The sequence below is a fragment of the Actinobacillus seminis genome, from assembly GCF_002263215.1.
Taxonomy (GTDB): domain Bacteria; phylum Pseudomonadota; class Gammaproteobacteria; order Enterobacterales; family Pasteurellaceae; genus Actinobacillus_B; species Actinobacillus_B seminis.
Genome location: NZ_NLFK01000002.1, coordinates 231,276 through 252,845, shown reverse-complemented (window position 1 = coordinate 252,845; position 21,570 = coordinate 231,276). Strand labels below are relative to the sequence as shown.

Annotated in this window: 17 protein-coding genes and 1 pseudogene; 15 read left to right on the top strand and 3 right to left on the bottom strand. The window is 41.8% G+C overall.

Annotated elements, in window-relative coordinates:
- Positions 1 to 202: 202 nt before the first annotated feature.
- From CFY87_RS03340 to glyS, 10 genes and pseudogenes are all read left to right on the top strand, one after another.
- Positions 203 to 2,083 carry a PTS mannitol transporter subunit IICBA gene (locus CFY87_RS03340; protein WP_094945867.1) on the top strand — a complete coding sequence of 627 codons (1,881 nt, stop codon included), beginning with the start codon at positions 203 to 205 and terminating at the stop codon, positions 2,081 to 2,083.
- Between the two features lie 52 nt (positions 2,084 to 2,135).
- Positions 2,136 to 3,290: a mannitol-1-phosphate 5-dehydrogenase gene (locus tag CFY87_RS03335; protein ID WP_094945866.1), complete on the top strand. Its 1,155-nt coding sequence runs from the start codon at positions 2,136 to 2,138 to the stop codon at positions 3,288 to 3,290.
- 58 nt (positions 3,291 to 3,348) lie between these two features.
- Positions 3,349 to 3,867, top strand: coding sequence for an MltR family transcriptional regulator (locus tag CFY87_RS03330; RefSeq protein WP_094945865.1), 519 nt, complete (start codon positions 3,349 to 3,351; stop codon positions 3,865 to 3,867).
- Between the two features lie 197 nt (positions 3,868 to 4,064).
- Positions 4,065 to 5,534: an alanine/glycine:cation symporter family protein gene (locus CFY87_RS03325; protein ID WP_094945864.1), complete on the top strand. Its 1,470-nt coding sequence runs from the start codon at positions 4,065 to 4,067 to the stop codon at positions 5,532 to 5,534.
- A 150-nt stretch (positions 5,535 to 5,684) separates the two neighbouring features.
- Positions 5,685 to 8,564, top strand: coding sequence for a DNA polymerase I (gene polA, locus CFY87_RS03320; protein WP_094945863.1), 2,880 nt, complete (start codon positions 5,685 to 5,687; stop codon positions 8,562 to 8,564).
- Between the two features lie 121 nt (positions 8,565 to 8,685).
- Positions 8,686 to 9,594, top strand: a complete 909-nt coding sequence (gene glyQ, locus CFY87_RS03315; RefSeq protein ID WP_094945862.1) for a glycine--tRNA ligase subunit alpha — start codon at positions 8,686 to 8,688, stop codon at positions 9,592 to 9,594.
- An 80-nt stretch (positions 9,595 to 9,674) separates the two neighbouring features.
- On the top strand, positions 9,675 to 9,935 hold the full coding sequence (locus tag CFY87_RS03310) for a hypothetical protein (protein WP_094945861.1): 261 nt from the start codon (positions 9,675 to 9,677) through the stop codon (positions 9,933 to 9,935).
- Positions 9,935 to 10,093 (top strand): annotated as a pseudogene (locus CFY87_RS03305) (DUF559 domain-containing protein); the annotation flags it as partial. The gene CFY87_RS03310 and the pseudogene CFY87_RS03305, both read left to right, overlap by 1 nt.
- Positions 10,094 to 10,156: 63 nt before the next feature.
- Positions 10,157 to 10,546: a hypothetical protein gene (locus CFY87_RS03300; RefSeq protein WP_094945860.1), complete on the top strand. Its 390-nt coding sequence runs from the start codon at positions 10,157 to 10,159 to the stop codon at positions 10,544 to 10,546.
- A gap of 62 nt (positions 10,547 to 10,608) precedes the next feature.
- A complete protein-coding gene (glyS, locus tag CFY87_RS03295; RefSeq protein ID WP_094945859.1) occupies positions 10,609 to 12,693 on the top strand; it encodes a glycine--tRNA ligase subunit beta in 2,085 nt (694 codons plus the stop codon).
- A 117-nt stretch (positions 12,694 to 12,810) separates the two neighbouring features.
- On the opposite strand, the gene dsbB is transcribed toward glyS, so the two are convergent.
- Both dsbB and nhaB read right to left on the bottom strand, forming a co-directional pair.
- Entirely contained in the window at positions 12,811 to 13,344 is a 534-nt protein-coding gene (dsbB, locus tag CFY87_RS03290) for a disulfide bond formation protein DsbB (protein ID WP_094945858.1), read from the bottom strand.
- A 27-nt stretch (positions 13,345 to 13,371) separates the two neighbouring features.
- Positions 13,372 to 14,910: a Na(+)/H(+) antiporter NhaB gene (nhaB, locus tag CFY87_RS03285; RefSeq protein WP_094945857.1), complete on the bottom strand. Its 1,539-nt coding sequence runs from the start codon at positions 14,908 to 14,910 to the stop codon at positions 13,372 to 13,374.
- 141 nt (positions 14,911 to 15,051) lie between these two features.
- On the opposite strand from nhaB, the gene fadR reads away from it, so the two are divergent.
- On the top strand, positions 15,052 to 15,780 hold the full coding sequence (gene fadR, locus CFY87_RS03280; protein ID WP_094945856.1) for a fatty acid metabolism transcriptional regulator FadR: 729 nt from the start codon (positions 15,052 to 15,054) through the stop codon (positions 15,778 to 15,780).
- A gap of 41 nt (positions 15,781 to 15,821) precedes the next feature.
- Here the strand turns inward: fadR and CFY87_RS03275 are convergent, their stop codons facing one another.
- Positions 15,822 to 17,036, bottom strand: a complete 1,215-nt coding sequence (locus tag CFY87_RS03275; protein WP_094945884.1) for a pyridoxal phosphate-dependent aminotransferase — start codon at positions 17,034 to 17,036, stop codon at positions 15,822 to 15,824.
- Between the two features lie 169 nt (positions 17,037 to 17,205).
- On the opposite strand from CFY87_RS03275, the gene CFY87_RS03270 reads away from it, so the two are divergent.
- The 4 genes from CFY87_RS03270 (at position 17,206) to CFY87_RS11640 (ending at position 21,126) form a co-directional block, all read left to right on the top strand.
- Entirely contained in the window at positions 17,206 to 18,480 is a 1,275-nt protein-coding gene (locus CFY87_RS03270; protein ID WP_094945855.1) for an isochorismate synthase, read from the top strand.
- 12 nt (positions 18,481 to 18,492) lie between these two features.
- Complete coding sequence (menD, locus tag CFY87_RS03265; RefSeq protein WP_094945854.1) at positions 18,493 to 20,199, top strand: 2-succinyl-5-enolpyruvyl-6-hydroxy-3-cyclohexene-1-carboxylic-acid synthase; 1,707 nt, start codon at positions 18,493 to 18,495, stop codon at positions 20,197 to 20,199.
- A gap of 258 nt (positions 20,200 to 20,457) precedes the next feature.
- Positions 20,458 to 20,781 carry a ribosome-associated translation inhibitor RaiA gene (gene raiA / locus CFY87_RS03260; RefSeq protein WP_094945853.1) on the top strand — a complete coding sequence of 108 codons (324 nt, stop codon included), beginning with the start codon at positions 20,458 to 20,460 and terminating at the stop codon, positions 20,779 to 20,781.
- Between the two features lie 192 nt (positions 20,782 to 20,973).
- On the top strand, positions 20,974 to 21,126 hold the full coding sequence (locus CFY87_RS11640) for a hypothetical protein (RefSeq protein ID WP_158216603.1): 153 nt from the start codon (positions 20,974 to 20,976) through the stop codon (positions 21,124 to 21,126).
- Positions 21,127 to 21,570: the final 444 nt, after the last annotated feature.

The following is a 21,570-nucleotide window of genomic DNA, read 5'->3' as shown; positions in this document are numbered from 1 at the left end:
AGCTTATGGCTTGTTTTTGTGATATAGATCACATTTTTTAACATATTATTGTATTTTTTTGATTTACATCACATTTATTGATGTAGGCGAATGAAAATATATTGTGATACATATCACAAATTTAACTTTAAAAATTTTAAATTTGATGTTGACTATGTTATTTTCCTGCATAAATACTAATCACTTCTTCAACGAGGTTTATATGCTGTCAGCAAATACAAAATTGAAAATTCAAAGTTTTGGGCGATTTTTGTCAAATATGGTGATGCCGAATATTGGGGCATTTATTGCTTGGGGATTTATTACCGCCCTTTTTATTCCGACAGGTTGGTTTCCGAATGAAACATTAGGAAAACTTGTCGGTCCTATGATTACTTATTTGCTGCCGTTATTGATTGGTTATACCGGCGGTAAATTGGTCGGTGGCGAGCGTGGCGCGGTGGTGGGCGCGATTACTACCGCGGGCGTGATTGTGGGGACGGATATTCCTATGTTTTTAGGTGCCATGATCGCGGGTCCTAGCGGCGGTTGGGCGATTAAACATTTTGATAAATGGGCAGAGGGTAAAATCAAAAGCGGTTTTGAGATGTTAGTCAATAACTTCTCATCCGGAATTATCGGGATGATTTTAGCTATTGTGTTTTTCTGGGTGGTCGGTCCTGCGATGAAAGCGGTTTCCGGTTGGTTAGCCGCGGGGGTGGATGTGTTAGTTAATGCGGGGTTGTTGCCGTTGACGTCCATTTTTGTGGAACCGGCAAAAATCTTATTTTTAAACAATGCCATCAATCACGGGATTTTCTCGCCGCTTGGAATTCAACAAGCGCAAGAATTTGGTCAATCTGTATTCTTCTTAATTGAAGCTAACCCTGGTCCCGGTTTAGGCGTGTTGCTGGCTTATATGTTATTTGGCAAAGGTTCGGTAAAACAAACGTCAGGCGGTGCGGCGATTATCCATTTCTTCGGCGGTATTCACGAAATTTATTTCCCGTATGTGTTAATGAACCCGCGTTTAATCCTTGCGGTTATCGCCGGCGGCGCCACCGGTGTGTTTACCTTGGTGCTATTCAACGCCGGTTTACAAGCGCCGGCGTCGCCGGGTTCGATCATTGCGGTCTTAGCCATGACACCTAAAGCGTCATTTTTGGGCGTGATTGCCTCTGTTGCGGCGGCTTGTGCAGTGTCTTTCGTCGTTGCGTCATTCTTTGTGAAATTACAAAAAGAAGAGGGTGCGGATAAATTGGCAGCCGCACAAGCCGCATCAAACGCAATGAAATCCGGCGAAATGGCAGATCATCATGGTGTGGCAGATTATCAAGGAATGAATACTATTTTTGTTGCCTGTGATGCTGGTATGGGGTCTAGCGCAATGGGCGCGAGTATGTTGCGTAAAAAAGTCAATGAGGCGGGGCTTTCCATTGAAGTGACTAACTGTGCTATTAACAATTTGCCGAGAGAGGCGCGTTTAGTGATTACGCATCAAGATTTAACCTTACGTGCGAAAAAACATGTGCCCAATGCGGTGCATTTATCATTAACGAACTTTTTAGATAACACATTCTATGACCGCTTAGTGAAGGATTTAAGCGCACAGGTTGCTGAAAAAGCGCGAATAACCGCGCCAAAAGAAAGGGAAATGGCAGGAAATGACGTAACATTTCGCTTGACACCCGAGCAAATTTTCTTAGGTTTAGCGGCAAATGATAAGTTTGAGGCTATCCGTTTTGCCGGTGAGCAATTGGTGAAAGCGGGCTTTGTGCAGCCAAGTTATGTGGATGCTATGTTGGAGCGTGAAAAACTGGTATCGACGTATTTAGGGGAAGGCGTGGCAGTGCCACATGGCACTATAGATGCGAAAGAGGCGATTTTGAAAACCGGTATCGTGGTTTGCCAATATCCGAAAGGGGTACGTTTTAGCAACGAAGAAGATGGCATTGCAAAATTGGTGATTGGTATTGCGGCGCGTAATAATGAACATATACAGGTACTCACTGCCATTACAAATGCGTTAGATAGCGAAGAAGCAATAGCGTTGCTGACGTCAACGCAGGATGTAAATAACGTATTGGAACTATTGAAGGCATAAAGCGTAAGGGCAAATTTTATTTACCCCTAATATAATATCGGAGAAAATTTCAATGAAAGCATTACATTTCGGCGCGGGCAATATTGGGCGCGGTTTTATCGGGAAATTATTGGCAGACAGCAATATTGAGGTGATTTTCGCGGACGTGAACGAAAGCGTGGTAAATTTGCTTAAAACTCACCGCACTTATGGCGTGAAAATCGTGGGCGATAGCCTGAATACGGTTGAACAAGTGAACAAGGTATCCGCGGTGAATTCAACTGACGAAGCGGCGATTATTGCGTTATTTAATGAAGTGGATTTAGTGACTACAGCGGTTGGTCCAAACGTGTTAAAAATTATCGCAAATACGCTTGCAAAAGCCTTAGAAGCGCGTTTGACAAACGGTAACAGCAAACCATTAAACATTATTGCTTGTGAAAATATGGTGCGTGGAACGACTTTCTTAAAAGAGCAAGTATTTACTCATTTAAATCCGGCGGTTAGCGATCAAGTGGAAAATGTAATCGGCTTTGTGGATAGTGCCGTTGATCGTATTGTGCCGCCGGTAAAACCGGATGAAACGGATCCATTGCTGGTTACGGTGGAAGAATTTAGCGAATGGATCGTGGATAAAACCCAATTCAAAGGCGAAATTCCCGCAATTGAAGGTATGGAACAAACCGATAATTTGATGGCGTTTGTGGAACGTAAATTATTTACGCTGAATACCGGTCATGCGGTAACCGCGTATTATGGTAAATATAAAGGGTATCAATTTGTCAAAGAAAGTATTGATGATCCGCAAGTTAAAGCCTTTGTTAAATCGGTGATGCAAGAAAGCGGCGCGGTATTAATTAAGCGTTATGGTTTCGATCCGCAAGCGCATGCGGCTTATATCGAAAAGATTTTAAAACGTTTTGCTAATCCGTATTTGGTGGATGATGTGGATCGTGTTGGGCGTGAACCATTGCGTAAACTGGGTTATAATGATCGCCTTATCAAACCGTTGCGCGGGACATTGGAATATGGGTTGCCAAATAAACAATTACTTCGTGCAATTTCGACCGCGCTTTTATATCGCAATGAAAAGGATCCTCAAGCCATTGAGCTTCAACAATCGTTGGCTGAAAGCGGCGTGGTTTCAACATTGAAAAAATATACCGAATTACAAGATCATGATGTAATTGAGCAAATTGCAAAAATCTATCAAGATTTTATTAATTAATTCGATAAAAATCCCTCGGAATGCGCTTGAAAGGGATTTATTCTGATAGGAATAGTTTGTGTTATCGTCCGACCAAATTTATGAAAAACTCAATGAAGCCACTTCAATTCGCGGTTTCATTACTGCTTCGGTGGCTATTTTTGACGAAGCGGTCGATCAACTTATTCAGCGCGTTTTTCGCAAAACGGATTTTGCGGTCAAATCGGTTGTTGATTCTTTGTTTATGACCGGCGGACCTTTATTTGATTTATCGGTTCGCTTAAAGGTGCTTTTGGGGTTAGGTGTCATTACTCACGCTGTTTTTGAGGATATGTATGCTTTTATTAAGTTAAAAGAAAAATTAAGTAATGATGAAAAAGATTACCTTTTTTTCGATCAACTGATTATTGATTTTATCCGACAGCTCCATGTGGCGACCGAAAACGCTTTGCTGCATTTTCCGGATGAAAAGGAAGATATGCCGAATTCGTTGTGTTATCAAATTAAGGTGCAACGCAAAGAAAAACTCGTTCGTTCTTGTTTAATGCTAACAATCATTGAAATTTACGAACAACTTCAAATTGAAAGTCCGTTGTAACCTTGTTCTGTATTGGCGTTGCGCTGCGAAGTTGTTGTCAACGCGCTTTTATGCTTTATCTAAAAATTAGACTTTTCATAATATTATTATATAAAATTTACAAAATTTAATTTTATAATAAAAAATATTTACAAGTTGCCAAAAGTGTAAAAAACAATATAATGCGAGAACCGTTAATTTTTAACATGAGGCATTGTATGGAAAGTGTTATTTCTTTTGTTAGGTATATTGTTTCAGCATTTGAATCGCTTCTTCGTTGGATTGTCAATACATTTGACGGTCCGCTTTGGGATCTTACCGTTGTTACCCTTTTGCTTGTGGGCTTCTTCTTTACTATCACTACCGGTTTAGTGCAGTTGCGATTACTGCCGCGCAGTCTTCGGGAGATGTGGTCCGGTCGGGCGGCGGACGGTGAATCTTTAACGCCTTTCCAAGCATTTACGACCGGTTTGGCAAGTCGGGTCGGTGTGGGTAATATTGGCGGTGTGGCGACTGCGATTGCGCTGGGCGGGCCGGGCGCGGTATTTTGGATGTGGATTACGGCGATTATCGGTATGAGTAGTGCTTTTGCGGAGTCTTCTTTGGCGCAAGCCTATAAGGTTAAAGATCCGAACGGGATGTTTCGTGGCGGTCCGGCGTATTATATTAAACGTGGGTTAAAGGCACCTACATTGGCGATTATTTTTGCATTAACGCTAATTTTTTCCTTCGGCTTTGCCTTTAATGCGGTTCAGGCGAATTCTATTGTAGAAGCGACGCATAATGCGTGGGGATGGAACGCGGAATATATTGGTTTGATTTTAGTTGTGATAACAGCGGGGATCATTTTCGGCGGAGTGAAACGTATCGGTCAAATTTCTGCTAAAGTGGTGCCAATGATGGCGTTATTTTATCTTATCATGGCTGTCATTATCCTTGGGATGAATATTGATCGGGTGCCGGAAGTATTACACCGTATCATCGCCAGTGCCTTTGATTTTTCCGCTATGGCAGGCGGATTATTCGGCATGATCTTTTCTCAAGCCATGTTATTGGGAATCAAACGGGGTTTATTTTCCAATGAAGCCGGAATGGGATCTGCGCCGAATTCCGCAGCTACTTCAGATGCTAAACATCCGGCAAGTCAAGGGCTTATCCAAATGTTGGGGGTTTTTGTTGATACGATCGTGGTGTGTACCTGTACAGCAATTATTATCTTGATGTCGGATGATTATGGCAGCGAGACATTACGTGGCGTCTCTTTAACGCAAAAGGCACTTGAGTTTCATGTGGGCGAATTCGGCTTACATTTCTTGGCGTTTGTGATTTTGCTGTTTTGTTATACATCTATTATCGGTAATTATGCTTATGCGGAAAATAATGTCCGCTATGTGCGGAATAAACCCGGCTTTATTTTAGCTTTTCGCTTGGTTGTGCTATTTTTTGTTTATTTTGGTGCAGTACGCGAAGGAGGAATTGTATGGGCATTCGCAGATACGGTTATGGCATCCATGGCGTTAATCAATTTAATTTCTATTGTATTGCTTTCACCGATTGTTTGGATCATCCTCAAAGATTATAAAAAACAAATTAAAGCGGGCGTTATGCAACCGGTCTTTAAAATTGAAGACCATCCGGATCTCGTTCGTCGCGGAGTGGATCCGTTAATTTGGAAATCAAAAGAGTAAAACGATTGAGATGTATTGGGGCAGGGCGATAAGTTCTGCCCTTTTCTTTTGCTTTTATCTTTTGAATGCGGCTTAACCGTTAGGTATTAGGCTAATTTTCTGCTTTAGTCTATAATGGCGTCATTGTTTTAATTACGCAATGAGAAAATTATGGCACAAATCGCTGAAAACCCGCTCGTCTTGGTGGACGGTTCTTCCTATTTATATCGCGCGTTTCATGCCTTCCCGTCGCTAACCAATTCCCTTGGTGAGCCGACGGGTGCAATGTATGGCGTATTAAATATGCTGAAAAGTTTAATTTCGCAAGTTCAGCCGACGCATATTGCAGTCGTGTTTGATGCGAAAGGCAAAACCTTTCGTGATGAGATGTTTGAGCAATATAAATCTCATCGCCCGCCAATGCCGGATGAATTGCGGTCGCAAATTTTACCGTTACATAATATTATCAAAGCCTTGGGGATTCCTTTGTTGGTGGTGGAAGGTGTGGAGGCTGATGATGTTATCGGCACCTTGGCGCTACAGGCATCCAAAAAAGGGCAAAAAGTCCTGATCAGTACCGGCGATAAAGATATGGCGCAATTGGTGGACGATAATATTATGTTGATCAATACCATGAATAATACGCTGCTGGATCGTGCCGGAGTAATTGAAAAATATGGTATTCCGCCGGAATTAATTATTGATTATTTAGCCTTGATGGGCGATAGCTCGGATAATATTCCCGGGGTTGCCGGCGTGGGCGAGAAAACCGCCTTAGGTTTATTACAAGGGATCGGCAGTATGGCAGAAATTTATGCCAATTTGGATAAAGTTGCTGATTTGCCTATTCGTGGTGCGAAAAAATTAGGCGAAAAATTACAAGCTGCTAAAGCAGATGCGGATTTATCCTATTTGCTGGCGACCATCAAAACTGATGTAGCATTAGCGCTAACGCCGGATCAATTGACCTTGGGGCAAAATGATAATGACCAATTGATTGAATATTTTGCGCGTTATGAATTTAAACGCTGGCTAAATGAGGTGATGAGCGGGGAAAGTTCGCTGACCAATGGCGCTGAACAACGAGGGCTCTCTATCGCTTATCAAGCAACAGCGACCTTGCCGCAAGCGGAAAAAACGGAGAAAAGTGCGGTCAAAAATGTGATAAAAATTGACCGCACTTTATACCAACAAATTGATACGCAAGAAAAACTTGCCGCGTGGATTGCTAAAATTAACGCGGCGAAATTGATCGCCATTGATACGGAAACGGATTGTTTGGACGCTATGTCTGCGAATTTGGTAGGGATTTCCATTGCTTTAGAGCATGGTGAGGCTTGTTATATTCCGTTAGCGCATGTGCGTGAAGTGAGTGTTGCGCAGCCGCAAGGCGATTTATTTAGCGAAGATAAGGTTGCGGGAGAAGCCTGTTTTGAGCAGGTTTTGCCGCAGCTTTCTTTAGAGGATTGTTTAGCGCAATTAAAACCATTATTGGAAGATCCGCAGATTAGAAAAGTTGGGCAAAATTTGAAATATGATTTAATTGTGCTGGCTAATTATAATGTGCAACTTGCCGGGGTAGCGTTTGATACTATGCTGGAATCTTACGTGTTGAACAGTACGGGGCGGCATAATATGGACGATTTAGCCGAACGCTATTTGGGATATCAAACAATCGCGTTTGAAACCCTTGCCGGCAAAGGGAAAAATCAGCTGACCTTTGATAAAATTGATCTTGCTCAAGCGACGGAATATGCGGCGGAAGATGCGGATGTGACCATGAAATTGCATCAAACCTTGTGGCAAGAATTGTCGCAGATGCCGGAATTAGCGAATTTATTCAATGAGATAGAATTACCTTTGGTGAAAGTTTTATCGCGCATTGAGCGTCATGGCGTGTTAATTAATCCTCAAACCTTATTGGCACAATCGGAAGAAATTGCGCAAAGATTAACCGCACTTGAGCAGGCGGTACATCAAGAAGCAGGCGAAGTCTTTAATTTGGCATCCACGAAACAATTACAGGAAATATTGTTTGAGAAATTAGGCTTGCCGGTGATTGCTAAAACGCCGAAAGGAGCGCCCTCTACGAATGAGGAGGTCTTGGAGGAATTGGCGCAGCAAGGGCATGTGGTACCGAAATTGTTAATAGAACACCGCGGGCTTGCCAAATTAAAATCTACTTACACCGATAAATTACCACAGATGATTAACCCGCGAACCGGACGGGTGCATACCTCTTATCACCAAGCGGTAACCATTACGGGACGCCTGTCTTCCAGCGATCCGAATTTACAAAATATCCCCATTCGTAACGAAGAAGGGCGGCGTATTCGGCAAGCCTTTGTCGCTCCTCAAGATTTTTCCATTGTCGCCGCCGACTATTCGCAAATTGAGCTGCGACTTATGGCGCATTTATCACAAGATCCGAACTTGATTAAGGCTTTCGTGGAAGGAAAAGATGTCCATCGTTCTACCGCGGCAGAAATTTTTGGCTTACCAATGGACAGTGTTACTAATGAACAACGGCGTCGAGCAAAAGCAATTAATTTCGGTTTGATTTATGGTATGAGCGCTTTCGGATTAGCTCGTCAATTGGGGATTGGGCGCAATGAAGCGCAACAATATATCAATTTATATTTTCAACGTTATCCCGGTGTACAAACATTTATGACCGAGATCCGAGAAAAAGCCAAGGCGCAGGGGTATGTGGAAACCTTGTTTGGACGTCGTTTATATTTGCCGGAAATTCATTCCTCAAAGGCTATGCGACGCAAAGGTGCGGAGCGGGTGGCGATCAATGCGCCAATGCAAGGGACTGCTGCTGATATTATTAAGCGTGCAATGATTGCGTTGGATCGTGAAATTGCACAGGATCCGGATATTCGCATGATTATGCAAGTACATGATGAATTGGTGTTTGAAGTGCGGTCAAACAAGGTCGAAAAATATCGCCAATTGATCAAGAAAACTATGGAAAATGCCGCGAAGTTGGCTGTTCCATTAATTGTTGATGTTGGCGTCGGGGTTAATTGGGATGAGGCGCACTAGTCGCCATCTTCTTGAAAAATAGCGAAAAAATCACCGCACATTCCTTGCCTAACGGTGGGCGACGTGCTGAATTTACGCTATAATAGTTCACTTTTTATTTAACTTTTTAAGAATGAAGAATATGACAGCAAAATTTAATGTAAAAACCTTTCAAGGGATGATTTTGGCGCTTCAAGATTATTGGGCAACGCAGGGTTGTACTGTGGTACAACCCTTTGATATGGAGGTGGGCGCGGGAACATCACATCCAATGACCTGCTTGCGTGCACTTGGTCCGGAGCCTATGGCATTTGCTTATGTGCAGCCATCACGTCGCCCAACGGACGGTCGTTATGGCGAAAACCCAAACCGTTTGCAACATTATTACCAATTCCAAGTGGTGATCAAACCGTCACCGGATAACATTCAAGAACTTTATCTTGATAGCCTTAAAATGTTAGGTTTTGACCCAACCCAAAACGACATTCGTTTCGTGGAAGATAACTGGGAAAACCCAACCTTAGGCGCGTGGGGTTTAGGCTGGGAAGTGTGGTTAAATGGAATGGAAGTTACTCAATTTACCTATTTCCAACAAGTGGGCGGTTTAGAATGTAAACCGGTCACCGGCGAGATCACCTACGGTTTAGAGCGTTTGGCAATGTACATTCAAGGCGTAGACAGTGTGTATGATCTCATTTGGTCTGACGGTCCACTTGGCAAAACTACTTATGGCGACGTGTTCCATCAAAATGAAGTGGAACAATCCACCTATAACTTTGAATATGCCAACACCGATTTCTTATTCTACTGCTTCGACCAATATGAAAAAGAAGCCCAATTGTTATTGGCATTAGAAAAACCGTTACCGCTTCCGGCTTATGAACGTATCTTAAAAGCGGCGCACAGCTTCAACTTATTAGACGCTCGCAAAGCGATTTCGGTCACCGAACGCCAACGCTATATTTTACGCATTCGCGCCTTAACCAAAGGCGTTGCCGAAGCATACTACGCCAGTCGCGAAGCGTTAGGTTTCCCAAGTTGTAAGAAATAATTTTAACTTTCTCTTTTTAATTTTAAATCTCCCCCTAACTCTCTCTTTATAAAATAGGGGGGAATGATGAGGTAAATGTGATGAAACCTATTTTATATTTTGCTCACTGGTGTCCGGATACACCGCCTTTTGTTGCTGAATTAAAGCGTCTTGGTATTGATTATGAAGAACGCGAAATGACCACAGGCGGCGCGAACTTAAAAGCCTTTTTGAAACTGCGTGATAGCCACCCTGCTTTTCAATCGGTCAAAGCAAATGGGGCTATTGGCGTGCCTGCGTTGATTGATGGGGATAAGGTGATATTGGATTTGGCGAAGTTGGAAGATATTTTAGAGAAATAATGCAACCCTATTCGAGAGATCTTAAAATACTTTCTCAAAAACTACGTTCAACACAAACAGACGCAGAGCGTAAGTTATGGCAAAGCATAAACCGAGATCAGTTGTTAGATTTTCGGTTTAATCGACAAAAACCATTGTTAAATTACATTGTCGATTTTACTGAGCAACCGCACAATGCTTCACTCCATACATTAATGCGGGTACAAATTTAAGGAGGGTAAATGTTAGGTTTCTCAATATTAATTTCACTAGCGGATGATGAGCTGATAAATAGTAAACATCTTGAAATTAAGGATAGAGTTTTTACTGCTTGGAGAGCGGATGTTGGGGAAATTGATTGGATATTAAGACTTCACAAAGAAAACAGATGCAAATTAATTAAAGAAAACTATTTTTATCCAAATATTTATGAAATTCCTTGTGAAGAAATTAGAGCGTGGTTATCTCAAAATTCACCACAAAAAACTTTGAGTTCTAAAATTATGGTAGAAGATGAAAGTATCGAGCTTAATGATGACTATGATCCGCCCTTAACATTTAGAAATTTATCTTTGTTTAGAAGTTTAAGTCCGGAAACTCGATTACATATTACTGTTTGGGATTTAAGCTAAAATAGTACAATTATTTAAAATCAAAACGGTGCGTTAAAACGCCCCCTACAAGAGAAAACAAAATGACAACACAAAACTTCCTCGCCGAGATCGGCACTGAAGAGTTGCCACCGAAGGCACTCAAAAAATTAGCGACCGCGTTTGCGGAGAATGTTGAAGCGGAATTAAACCAAGCAGGTTTGACCTTTGACAAAGTAGAATGGTTTGCGACACCTCGTCGTTTAGCAGTGAAAGTGTTGGAGCTTGCGACAAGCCGGCCGAGCAAAGAAGTGGAAAAACGTGGACCGGCGGTGTCGGCGGCATTTGATGCGGACGGTAAGCCGACTAAAGCGGCAGAAGGTTGGGCGAGAGGCTGTGGCATTTCTGTTGAGCAAGCGGAACGTATTGCGACCGATAAAGGCGAATGGCTGATTCACCGTGCGGTGATCGAAGGTCAGCCGACCAAAAACTTGTTGCCGAGTATCATTAGTAATGCGCTTGCGAAATTACCAATCCCGAAAACCATGCGGTGGGGCGATAAAACCGAGCAGTTCGTGCGTCCTGTTCATACCGTGACCTTATTGTTAGGTGGCGAGTGTATTGAAGGCGAAATTTTAGGCGTGAAAAGCGGCACAACCATTCGTGGACACCGTTTCCTTGGCGAGCGTGAATTCCAAATTTCACACGCTGATCAATACCCTGCGTTATTGAAAGAAAAAGGCTCTGTAGTTGCTGATTTCCACGAACGTAAAGCGTTGATTTTGGCAAAATCGCAAGAAAAAGCGACCGCTCTTGGAGGTGTAGCAGATATTGAAGAAGATTTACTTGACGAAGTCACTTCATTGGTGGAATATCCGAATATATTAGCAGCAAAATTTGAGGAACGTTTTCTTGCTGTACCTGCGGAAGCCTTGGTTTACACAATGAAAGGCGACCAAAAATACTTCCCGCTATATGAAAAAACAGAAGGCGACAAAGCGGGTAAATTATTACCGCACTTTATCTTTGTATCGAACATCAACCCGGAAGATCCCGCCAAAATTATTGAGGGGAACGAAAAAGTGGTTCGCCCACGTTTAACGGATGCAGAGTTCTTCTTCAAAACCGATTTAAAACAGCGTTTAGAAGACCGGTTGCCACGCCTTGAATCTGTGTTGTTCCAACAACAATTAGGTTCGTTGTTAGACAAAACCAAACGTATTCAAGCGCTTGCCGGCGAAATTGCCGGTCAAATTGGAGCGAACAAAGCGAAAGCAGAACGTGCAGGCTTGCTGTCAAAATGTGATTTAATGACCAATATGGTGTTTGAGTTCACTGATACGCAAGGCGTGATGGGAATGCACTACGCGCGTCATGATGGCGAAGATGAAGAAGTGGCAGTGGCGTTAAACGAGCAATATATGCCTCGTTTTGCAGGCGATAAATTGCCGCAATCATTGGTGGCGAGCAGCGTCGCCTTAGCGGATAAATTCGACACACTGACGGGAATTTTCGGTATCGGTCAAGCTCCAAAAGGCAGTGCGGACCCATTCGCTTTACGTCGTACGGCATTAGGTGTGTTGCGTATTATAGTGGAGAAAAACGTACCGCTTGATCTGGCAGAAATCGTGAAAAAATCGACCGCACTTTTCGGCGATAAATTAACCAATGCCAATGTTGTTGAAGATGTGGTAGACTTTATGCTCGGTCGTTTCCGCGCCTGGTATCAAGATGAAGGCATTGCTGTGGACGTAATTCAAGCGGTGCTTGCACGTCGCCCTACTAAACCGGCGGACTTTGATGCGCGTGTGCGTGCAGTGTCGCATTTCCGTACCTTAGACAGCGCGGAAGCGTTGGCGGCAGCAAATAAAAGGGTGGGCAATATTCTTGCTAAAGTAGAGGGTGAAATTTCATCAGAAATTGACCGCACTTTACTCGTAGAACCGGAAGAAAAAGCCCTTGCCGAACAAGTGATTGCGTTACAAACGGCGCTTGCTCCATTATTTGCAAAAGGGGATTATCAAACGGCGTTAGTTCGTTTGGCGGATTTGCGAGAAGTGATTGATCATTTCTTTGATAAAGTCATGGTGAATGCGGAAGATCCGAAATTGCGCTTAAATCGTTTAGCGATTTTAAGCCACTTACAAAACTTGTTCTTACAAGTGGCGGATATTTCGTTGTTGCAATAAGCTGATGAACCATAGAGGCGGGCTAAGCTCGCTTTTGTTTTTTTAGCTGCAATATTTGATTAATAAAAAGCCCTTTGTGAAATATATTGTTACAAGAGGTTTTTATCATAGGAAAAATTATTTAAATAAAGTACGGTTTATAGCGGTACGTTTGAATTGGCTGATTAGCAATAATGTAAAAAGTACTACGTAAAAAGCAAAAATCACCACGATCCATTGCACCATTGACACCCCTAAAAATTCCCATACGTTATCGCTGCAAGAACCATAAGGTTGGAATAGAGATGGGAACCATTGATCCAACGGTAACGTTTGCGGAAATTCCGCAACCGTAGAGCATTGGTTCCAAGGACCCGGGTTCAGTTGGTAATCCAAATGTTTTAATACCAATAGTATCCCTTTCACCGAACTTCCTAAACCGATTAATAATGCGAGTATTCTGGTAACATTAAAACGCGAGAACAACATTCCGAGAAAACCGGAAAAGCCGATACCCATTAACGCGACACGCTCATAAATGCACATTACGCAAGGTGCTAAAGCCATACCGTGTTGAAAGTAAAGTGCAGTGCTTTCCAAAGCGATTACTGATAACAGTAACAGTATCCATCCTATTCTTTTTGTTGATAGCGTTTTTAAATAACTCAGCATCATTTTTCTTTTTTAATTGATGTTAATTTATGGCATTATCAATCCTAGCGAGGCTAAGATCTCCGTTGCAAATGGTAAAATAAATTCAACAGAAAGCAAACCAATAATTGATAATACGAGGGTATATGGTAATGCCATGTACACCATTCTACCATAAGATAATCGGATGAGTGGTGCTAGAGATGAGGTAAGCAAGAATAAAAATGCCGCTTGTCCGTTCGGGGTGGCGACGGATGGTAAGTTGGTACCTGTGTTAATCGCAACCGCCAACAATTCAAATTGGTGGGGGGAAATCGCACCGGCTGTCAATGCGGCTTTAGCTTCGTTAATATAAACGGTAGCAACGAAAACGTTATCCGAAATTGCCGATAATACACCGTTAAAGACATAAAATAACAGTAATTGTACATTTTCTGCGGCGGAAAGCACAAAATGGATAATCGGAGCAAATAAATGTTGATCGATAATCACTGCCACCACGGAGAAAAAGACCACTAAAAGCGCGGTAAAAGGTAAGGATTCTTGGAATGCTTTACCCAACGCGTGTTCACTGGTAATACCGCATAAGGAGGTACAGAAAATGATAATCGTTAATCCGATTAAACCAACTGCCGCCAAATGGAATGCTAAACCAATAATTAACCAAATACCGACCAGTGCCTGAATGATTAATTTTAAACGTTCTTGTTTATTCATTTTTTCTTCGCGGCTACGGTCAAATTGTGCCAACACGCCCCATACTCGACGCGGTAATTTTGCGCCATAACCGAATAAGTGGAATTTTTCCACCAATGCACAAGTCAATACGCCACAAATTAACACAGGAACCGTTACCGGAGACATCCTAAAGAAGAACTCTGCAAACCCCCATTTCGCTTGTTCGGCAATAATTAAATTTTGCGGTTCACCCACCATAGTCATCACCCCGCCCAAGGCAGTCCCAACCGCGGCGTGCATCATCAAACTACGTAAAAAGGCACGAAATTCTTCGAGAGTTTCCTTGCGATTAATGATGTGTTTATCGTCATTGATATCATCAGAATCCTCAAAGTTTTTACCGGAGGCAACTTTGTGATAGACCCCGTAAAAGCCCATACCAACACTGATAATGACCGCCACAACAGTTAATGCGTCTAAAAAGGCGGATAAAAAGGCTGCACTTAAACAGAAAGAAAGGGACAATACGATTTTGGAGCGAATTTGTAAGAGTAATTTGGTAAATACAAATAGCAATAATTGCTTCATAAAGTAAATACCGGCAACCATGAACATCAATAACAAAATAACTTCAAAGTTCGCCATGATTTCCGCTTTAACATGCTCCGGGTGGGTCATGCCGATAGCAACCGCTTCCAATGCCAACAATCCACCGGGTTGTAGCGGATAACATTTTAACGCCATTGCCAGCGTAAAAATAAATTCGGCAACTAACACCCAACCCGCCACAAAAGGGCTAATTGCAAAGAACAAGATAGGGTTAATCACCAAAAAAGCGACAATAGATAATTTATACCAATCCGGGCTTGAGCCGAGAAAATTTTTTAAAAATGCCTGAGTATAATTCATAATTTACAACCTTACAGCCTTAATCTTAAAAAACTATGATGGTTTAATTGTAATATATATTACTTTCAAGGATAATGAAAAATATCAAATTTGTTATACATTATCAAAAAATTTTTGACCAATTATAAGAAGAAAAACAGCATGAATGATCATCAATCCCTTCTCAAAGCGCAAAGTCCGGCGGGGTTAGCGGAAGAATATATTGTAAAAAGCATCTGGCATAACCATTTTCCACCGGGTTCCGATTTGCCGGCAGAGCGTGAATTGGCGGAAAAAATTGGGATTACTCGCACCACCTTACGAGAAGTATTGCAACGTTTAGCACGCGACGGATGGCTAAATATTCAGCACGGAAAAGCGACGCGCGTGAATAATATTTGGGAAACTGCCGGCCCCAATATTATCAAAACCCTCATTCAATTGGATAAATCGATTACGCCGGTGATTATTTCAAACGTCGTGTCATTGCGGACGAAAATGGCGGAATTTTATATTCCCGAAGCTATTCAAAATGATGCGACGCAATCGCTAAAACTGTTTGAAAATCTACCGCACTTAAAAGATACCGCTAAAGATTACGCGGCATTTGATTACGCGCTGTATCGCAGTTTTACTTTTATTGCGGATAAACCGGTTTACGGATTGATTTTAAACAGCTTTAAAGAATTATATTTGCAAGTCGCCTCATTGTTTTTTTCCTCGCCACAAGCACGCCATTTGACACTAAGTTTTTATCAAAAATTGCAGCAAAGTTGTGAGCATAATGATGCTCAGCAAGCCATTGTGCATATGCAAGAAAACCGTGAAAACAGCATTTCCATTTGGAAAGACTTACTGCATCATTTGCCGGATAATTTTGGTGAGCTATAAAATCAACATGAAGCCCCCGCAAGTAAAATCGCGGGGTATTTTTATTGATGATAATGTTGTAAGAAATTGGCAAATTTTCCTAAAGCATCTTCAATTTGATGCACATAAGGTAGCGTGACGATGCGGAAATGATCCGGCGCTTGCCAGTTAAACCCGCGTCCGTGTACCAGTAACACTTTCTCTTGTCTTAACAAATCCAATACCATTTTTTCGTCGTCATAAATATTAAATTTCTTAATATCAATTTTCGGGAACATATACAATGCGCCCATTGGTTTAGTACAACTGACCCCCGGAATTTGGTTAACCAGCTCGTAGGCTTTATTACGTTGTTCTAGCAAGCGCCCGCCCGGTAAAATAAATTCATTGATACTTTGATAGCCGCCTAATGCGGTTTGGATGGCGTGCTGCATTGGATGGTTGGCACACAAACGCATGGATGCCAACATATCTAATCCTTCAATATAGCCTTTTGCTGCCTTTTTCGGTCCGTTTAAAATCATCCAACCTTGACGAAAACCTGCTACCCGATAAGCTTTAGACAGTCCGTTAAAGGTGACGGTTAACAAATCCGGCGCTAATGCCGCAATATGATGATGTACCGCGTCATCATACAAAATTTTGTCGTAAATTTCGTCGGCAAAAACAATCAGACCGTGCTGGCGGGCAATTTCCACAATCTCCAACAGCACAGCTTTATTATACACCGCGCCGGTTGGGTTGTTTGGATTGATAATCACGATCGCTTTAGTTCGCGCAGTTACTTTACTTTTAATATCCTCAATTGCCGGAAACCAATCGGCTTGCTCATCGCATAAATAATGCACTGCCTTTCCGCCGGCAAGTGTCGCCGCCGCGGTCCACAACGGATAATCCGGCATTGGAATTAACACTTCATCACCATCATTAAGCAACGCTTGCATGGACATCATAATCAATTCCGATACGCCATTGCCGATATACACGTCGTTGACCGTTGCGCCTAAAATATTTTTCGATTGATAATATTGCACAATAGCTTTACGCGCGGAATACAACCCTTTTGAATCGCAATAGCCTTGCGCCGATGGCAAGTTGCGCAAAATGTCCACCAAGATTTCATCCGGTGCTTCGAAACCAAATGGTGCGGGATTTCCGATATTCAGTTTTAAAATTTTATTACCTTCTTCTTCTAGACGCAGCGCTTCTTTGTGCACTGGACCGCGAATGTCATAACAAACATGTTCTAATTTGTCTGATTTCGGAAAAACTCTTATCATGATGATCCTTGTATTACTTGCTATGCTTGAAAATCGGGAAAATCTTAACCGCACTTTACGCTTATTTTTCAAACTTGGAAAGATTTTATAAAAAAATTTCTTAAAGTGCGGTAGAATTAGCGTTTATTTTTAACTTATTTTACTGTTAAAGACAACGTTTTTCTCAATGGATAGTTTTCATTTTCTTAAAAAACAATTAATTGAAAAAATTAATACGTATCAACCACAGCACGAAGAAATTACCGTCTTGCAAAGCCAATCAGCGGTCGAAGTCAATCTATTGTCGTGGTTAAAAGCGCAGAATGTATATCCGCAATTTTATTTAAAACGACGCGACGAGGTGCAAACTTTCGCCGCAGTGGGCAAAGTGCGGTCGTTTTCGGATACAAATTTGGCGCAACAGTTTATTGAAACCCATGATTTCACTTTAATTGGCGGTTTAACCTTTGATGGCGAAACCTTACTTTATTTGCCGCGATTATTGTTGTTACAAGAAAAAGCTCAATTAAGCGCGCAGTTATTTATTGATAACCGCGTTGATTGGGCAACGGAAAAAACGCAGTTATTATCATTATTAGAAAATCTCGAAAAAACTACCGCACTTTTACCGATTCAGCAATCTATTTATCAATATTCGCCAACTGCCTCGCAAGCGCAATGGTGTCAATGGGTGGAAAATGCGCTGCAACATATTCAACAAGGACATGCCGGTAAAATCGTATTGGCAAATGAAACCCTTTTTCATACTGAACAACCGCTGTGTGCGAAAGAGGTGTTAGCGGAAAGTGAGCAATATAATGTCGGTTGTTATCATTTTTTACTGGCGCGGGATGCGGAATGTAGCTTTATTGGCTCGACACCGGAGCGTTTGTATCAGCGTGATGGCGATCAATTGCAAACAGAAGCCTTGGCAGGAACTGCATTTATGAGCGAAGATGAACAATTAAACCGCCAGCAAGCCACTTGGTTATTGCATGATCCCAAAAATATTTATGAAAATAGCCTCGTGGTAGAAGATATTCAGCAAAATTTACGTCCGTTCAGCACGCAAATTGAAGTCTCGGAATTAGGCATCAAACAGTTGCGCCAAGTGCAACATTTAAGACGACCAATTTCGGCTAAATTAGCGGAAAATTGTGGCGATAGTGTTTGTTTGCAAGCTATACATCCGACCGCTGCGGTCGCCGGATTACCACGTCAAGCAGCGAAACAATTTTTACAGCAAACCGAAACCTTTCAACGCAGTTGGTATGCCGGAACCCTAGGATTTATGCGCCAACAGCAGGCTGAATTTTGTGTGGCAATCCGTTCCGCTTTTATTGAGCAAAATAAAATTCGAGTTTTTGCCGGTGCGGGTATTGTTGAGGGTTCAATTCCCTTGTTAGAATGGCAGGAAATTGAACGTAAAGCTTTAGGATTAATATCATTATTACAAGAATAAACGGAGAATAGTATGTCAGTTAGCGTATTTAATCGTTGTTGGTCAAAAGTGATTTTAGAAACCTTGGTTCATCGAGGTATTCACCACTTTTGTATTGCTCCGGGATCGCGCTCGACTCCGTTGACCCTTGAAGCCGGACGCTTGCAAGAGGCGGGACGAGCAAGTTGCCACACCCATTTTGACGAACGCGGTCTTGGTTTTTTTGCCCTTGGATTAGCAAAATCGACGCGAACTACCGTGGCTGTAATTGTAACTTCCGGTAGTGCTGTCGCCAATTTATATCCGGCGGTAGTAGAAGCTCGACAAACGGGCGTGAATTTAGTCATTTTAACCGCCGATCGACCGCCGGAATTATGGGAATGCGGTGCTAATCAAGCAATTTTGCAGCAAAATATGTTTGCTGATTATCCGATTGCGAATGTCAACTTACCTCGTCCGAGCGCGGATTTTTCCACTAATTGGTTGATTTCCGTGTTGGATCAAGCCTGTTATCAGCAGCAATGTCGCGCGGGTGTGGTGCATATTAATGTGCCTTTTGCTGAACCGTTATATGAAGCCAAGGCGGAGGAAATTGATTTGCATCCTTGGCTTGCTAATATTCAGCGTTGGTTTACGCAACATAAAACTTGGGTGGATCATCAAGTATTGCAGCGCGAAGTGTTAATGCATGAAAATTGGGATTACTGGCGTACCAAAAAAGGTGTAGTGGTCGTTGGTAAATTGCCGCCGGAACAAGCTATGGGTATTCATGCTTGGGCGGAAACCATGGGCTGGATTTTGGTGACTGATATCCAATCCATGGTCGAACCAATTTTACCTTATGCGGATGTTTGGTTAGCAAATCAAACCGTAAAACAAAAATTGTTGCAGGCGGATATCGTTATTCAATTGGGAGCGCGGTTTATTAGTAAACGCATTAACCAATTCTTGAGCGAATTTAAAAATGAATATTGGATTGTGGAAGAAAGTCAAAATGCGGTGGATCCGTATCATCATTCACACACACGATTTAACGCCAAAGTGCATCATTGGCTACGTGCCCATCCACCACTTCGTCAAAAACCTTGGTTGTTAGAGCCTCTAGCCTTATCTGGTTTTTGCGCTACATTTATTGAAGATCAAGTAGGATCGAATTTAAACGAAGCGTCGTTGGCACATCAAGTGGGGCGCTTAATGCAACATGGCGGTAATTTATTTTTAGGCAACAGTTTATTTGTGCGCTTAGTGGATGCGTTAACCAAATTGCCGGAGGGGACACAAGTTTATACTAATCGCGGCGCCAGCGGAATTGACGGATTATTAGCGACTGCCGCGGGGATAAGCGTAGGTTCGATGCAACCGTTGATTGCAATGATTGGCGATACTTCCGCGCTGTATGATTTGAACTCCTTGGCATTATTGAAAAAAGTCAGTCAGCCTATGATCCTATTTGTTATTAATAATAACGGTGGCGCGATTTTCGATATTTTATCGGTGGATAAGGAAGTGAAAGAGAGATTCTACCGTATGCCACACAATATGGAATTTTCCCACGTTGCCTCCATGTTTGACCTCAAGTATGCACGCCCTTATACGTGGGCAGATTTGAGTTCGGTGTTTAAACAAGCCTTATTGCGTAAAGAAGCGACTATTATTGAAATTAAAGTCAATAACAGTGATGGAAGCAGTACTTATAAACACTTGATTGAGCAAATTAGTTATGCCGTGATCGGCGGTTAGTGCGCAAAAATTCAGATTTAATGATGAGGGGAAGTGGAAGAAATCCGCCAAATGAGATCCCTAAAACTTCCCTATCATATCAATTTCACCATAAAAGAAAAGCAACTTTTTCTAAATTTACTACTTTGATCATATTTTCAAACATTTCTTGTTAATTTCCCCAATCTCCTCTTGAAAACTTTATCCAAGAAGTCTATCTTGTCATTAAGGATTTTCACTAGAGTAGAAATACTCATCATAAACAAAGAGGTAAATGCTATGACTCTAAACATTACAAGTAAACAAATGGAAATCACCCCGGCAATTCGCGCTCATATTGAAGAAAGACTTGCTAAATTAGGTAAATGGCAAACTCAACTGATTAATCCACACTTCATTTTAAATAAAATTCCAAAAGGATTTTCCGTTGAAGCGTCTATTGGTACTCCGGTTGGTGATTTATTTGCCGGCAGCGAGTCTGAAGATATGTATAAAGCGATTAATGAAGTAGAAGAAAAATTGGAAAAACAATTAAATAAATTACAGCATAAAGGAGAATCTCGGCGCGCTGATGCACGTTTAAAAGACTCTTTCCAAGAATAATTTAACCTTTTACATGACAAATTTAACTGCATCTCATCTGGGATGCAGTTTTTGTTTGACCGTCTTTTATTGCATCAACGATTTGCAAAAGATATAAAAAACCGCACTCAAGTGCGGTCAGACCGCTGACAAACCTTTAGACATTTATCTGGAGGTTTGATCTAATAAGCATATCAAACAGAGGAAATACTTATGGTCAAAAATACCCAATCCCCTCAATATGAGTTCAAGAGGATAAGTCTTGAACAGCTCGTACCTAAAGACCGCCTTGTCCGTAAAATCGATAAAGCGATTGAGTTTGAATTTATTCGTGATATTGTGCGGCAAGCGGTTGTAGAGGATTAAGCAAAGTTCAAATGCAATGCTTTTTGGCAAGTATTGCCCAAAATATCAAGAAGATAACTCTTGTTATCCGGACTATTTTATATTGTTTTATGGCTTGGATAAGGGAATATACTCGGAATGGGCGTTCTAAAATTAGTAGGGTAAGAATATTGGTTTACAAGCTATCAAATACAAAACAACTCCACTATTTTTTATTGATTGTAAAAATAGTGGGGCGGGGTCATTGGTCTGAATCGATGGCAATTACCACCGATTTTTTTAGGTTTTGGAAAACGGGCAGTTCCTGAATTGCGGTTGGGGAGATTATTTTGCTTTTTTATCAAACCGACTGTTGAGCTATTCAATAGTTTGAGCTTCTTCATACTCTTTTCAAATATGAGAAGACGTATCTATACAAGCGGAAAATGCACTCTGTGTTTTTTGAAAAAACTTTTTTCGCATTAA

Excerpts from the sequence above, each read along its gene's own strand:
- nhaB (WP_094945857.1), bottom strand. The coding sequence starts at position 14,910 with ATGAATTATACTCAGGCATTTTTAAAAAATTTTCTCGGCTCAAGCCCG.
- CFY87_RS03310 (WP_094945861.1), top strand. The coding sequence starts at position 9,675 with ATGAAACCTATTTTATATTTTGCTCACTGGTGTCCGGATACACCGCCT.
- CFY87_RS03270 (WP_094945855.1), top strand. The coding sequence starts at position 17,206 with ATGGATAGTTTTCATTTTCTTAAAAAACAATTAATTGAAAAAATTAAT.
- CFY87_RS03335 (WP_094945866.1), top strand. The coding sequence starts at position 2,136 with ATGAAAGCATTACATTTCGGCGCGGGCAATATTGGGCGCGGTTTTATC.
- CFY87_RS11640 (WP_158216603.1), top strand. The coding sequence starts at position 20,974 with ATGGTCAAAAATACCCAATCCCCTCAATATGAGTTCAAGAGGATAAGT.
- fadR (WP_094945856.1), top strand. The coding sequence starts at position 15,052 with ATGAATGATCATCAATCCCTTCTCAAAGCGCAAAGTCCGGCGGGGTTA.
- CFY87_RS03300 (WP_094945860.1), top strand. The coding sequence starts at position 10,157 with ATGTTAGGTTTCTCAATATTAATTTCACTAGCGGATGATGAGCTGATA.
- polA (WP_094945863.1), top strand. The coding sequence starts at position 5,685 with ATGGCACAAATCGCTGAAAACCCGCTCGTCTTGGTGGACGGTTCTTCC.
- dsbB (WP_094945858.1), bottom strand. The coding sequence starts at position 13,344 with ATGCTGAGTTATTTAAAAACGCTATCAACAAAAAGAATAGGATGGATA.
- CFY87_RS03340 (WP_094945867.1), top strand. The coding sequence starts at position 203 with ATGCTGTCAGCAAATACAAAATTGAAAATTCAAAGTTTTGGGCGATTT.
- raiA (WP_094945853.1), top strand. The coding sequence starts at position 20,458 with ATGACTCTAAACATTACAAGTAAACAAATGGAAATCACCCCGGCAATT.
- CFY87_RS03325 (WP_094945864.1), top strand. The coding sequence starts at position 4,065 with ATGGAAAGTGTTATTTCTTTTGTTAGGTATATTGTTTCAGCATTTGAA.
- glyS (WP_094945859.1), top strand. The coding sequence starts at position 10,609 with ATGACAACACAAAACTTCCTCGCCGAGATCGGCACTGAAGAGTTGCCA.
- glyQ (WP_094945862.1), top strand. The coding sequence starts at position 8,686 with ATGACAGCAAAATTTAATGTAAAAACCTTTCAAGGGATGATTTTGGCG.
- menD (WP_094945854.1), top strand. The coding sequence starts at position 18,493 with ATGTCAGTTAGCGTATTTAATCGTTGTTGGTCAAAAGTGATTTTAGAA.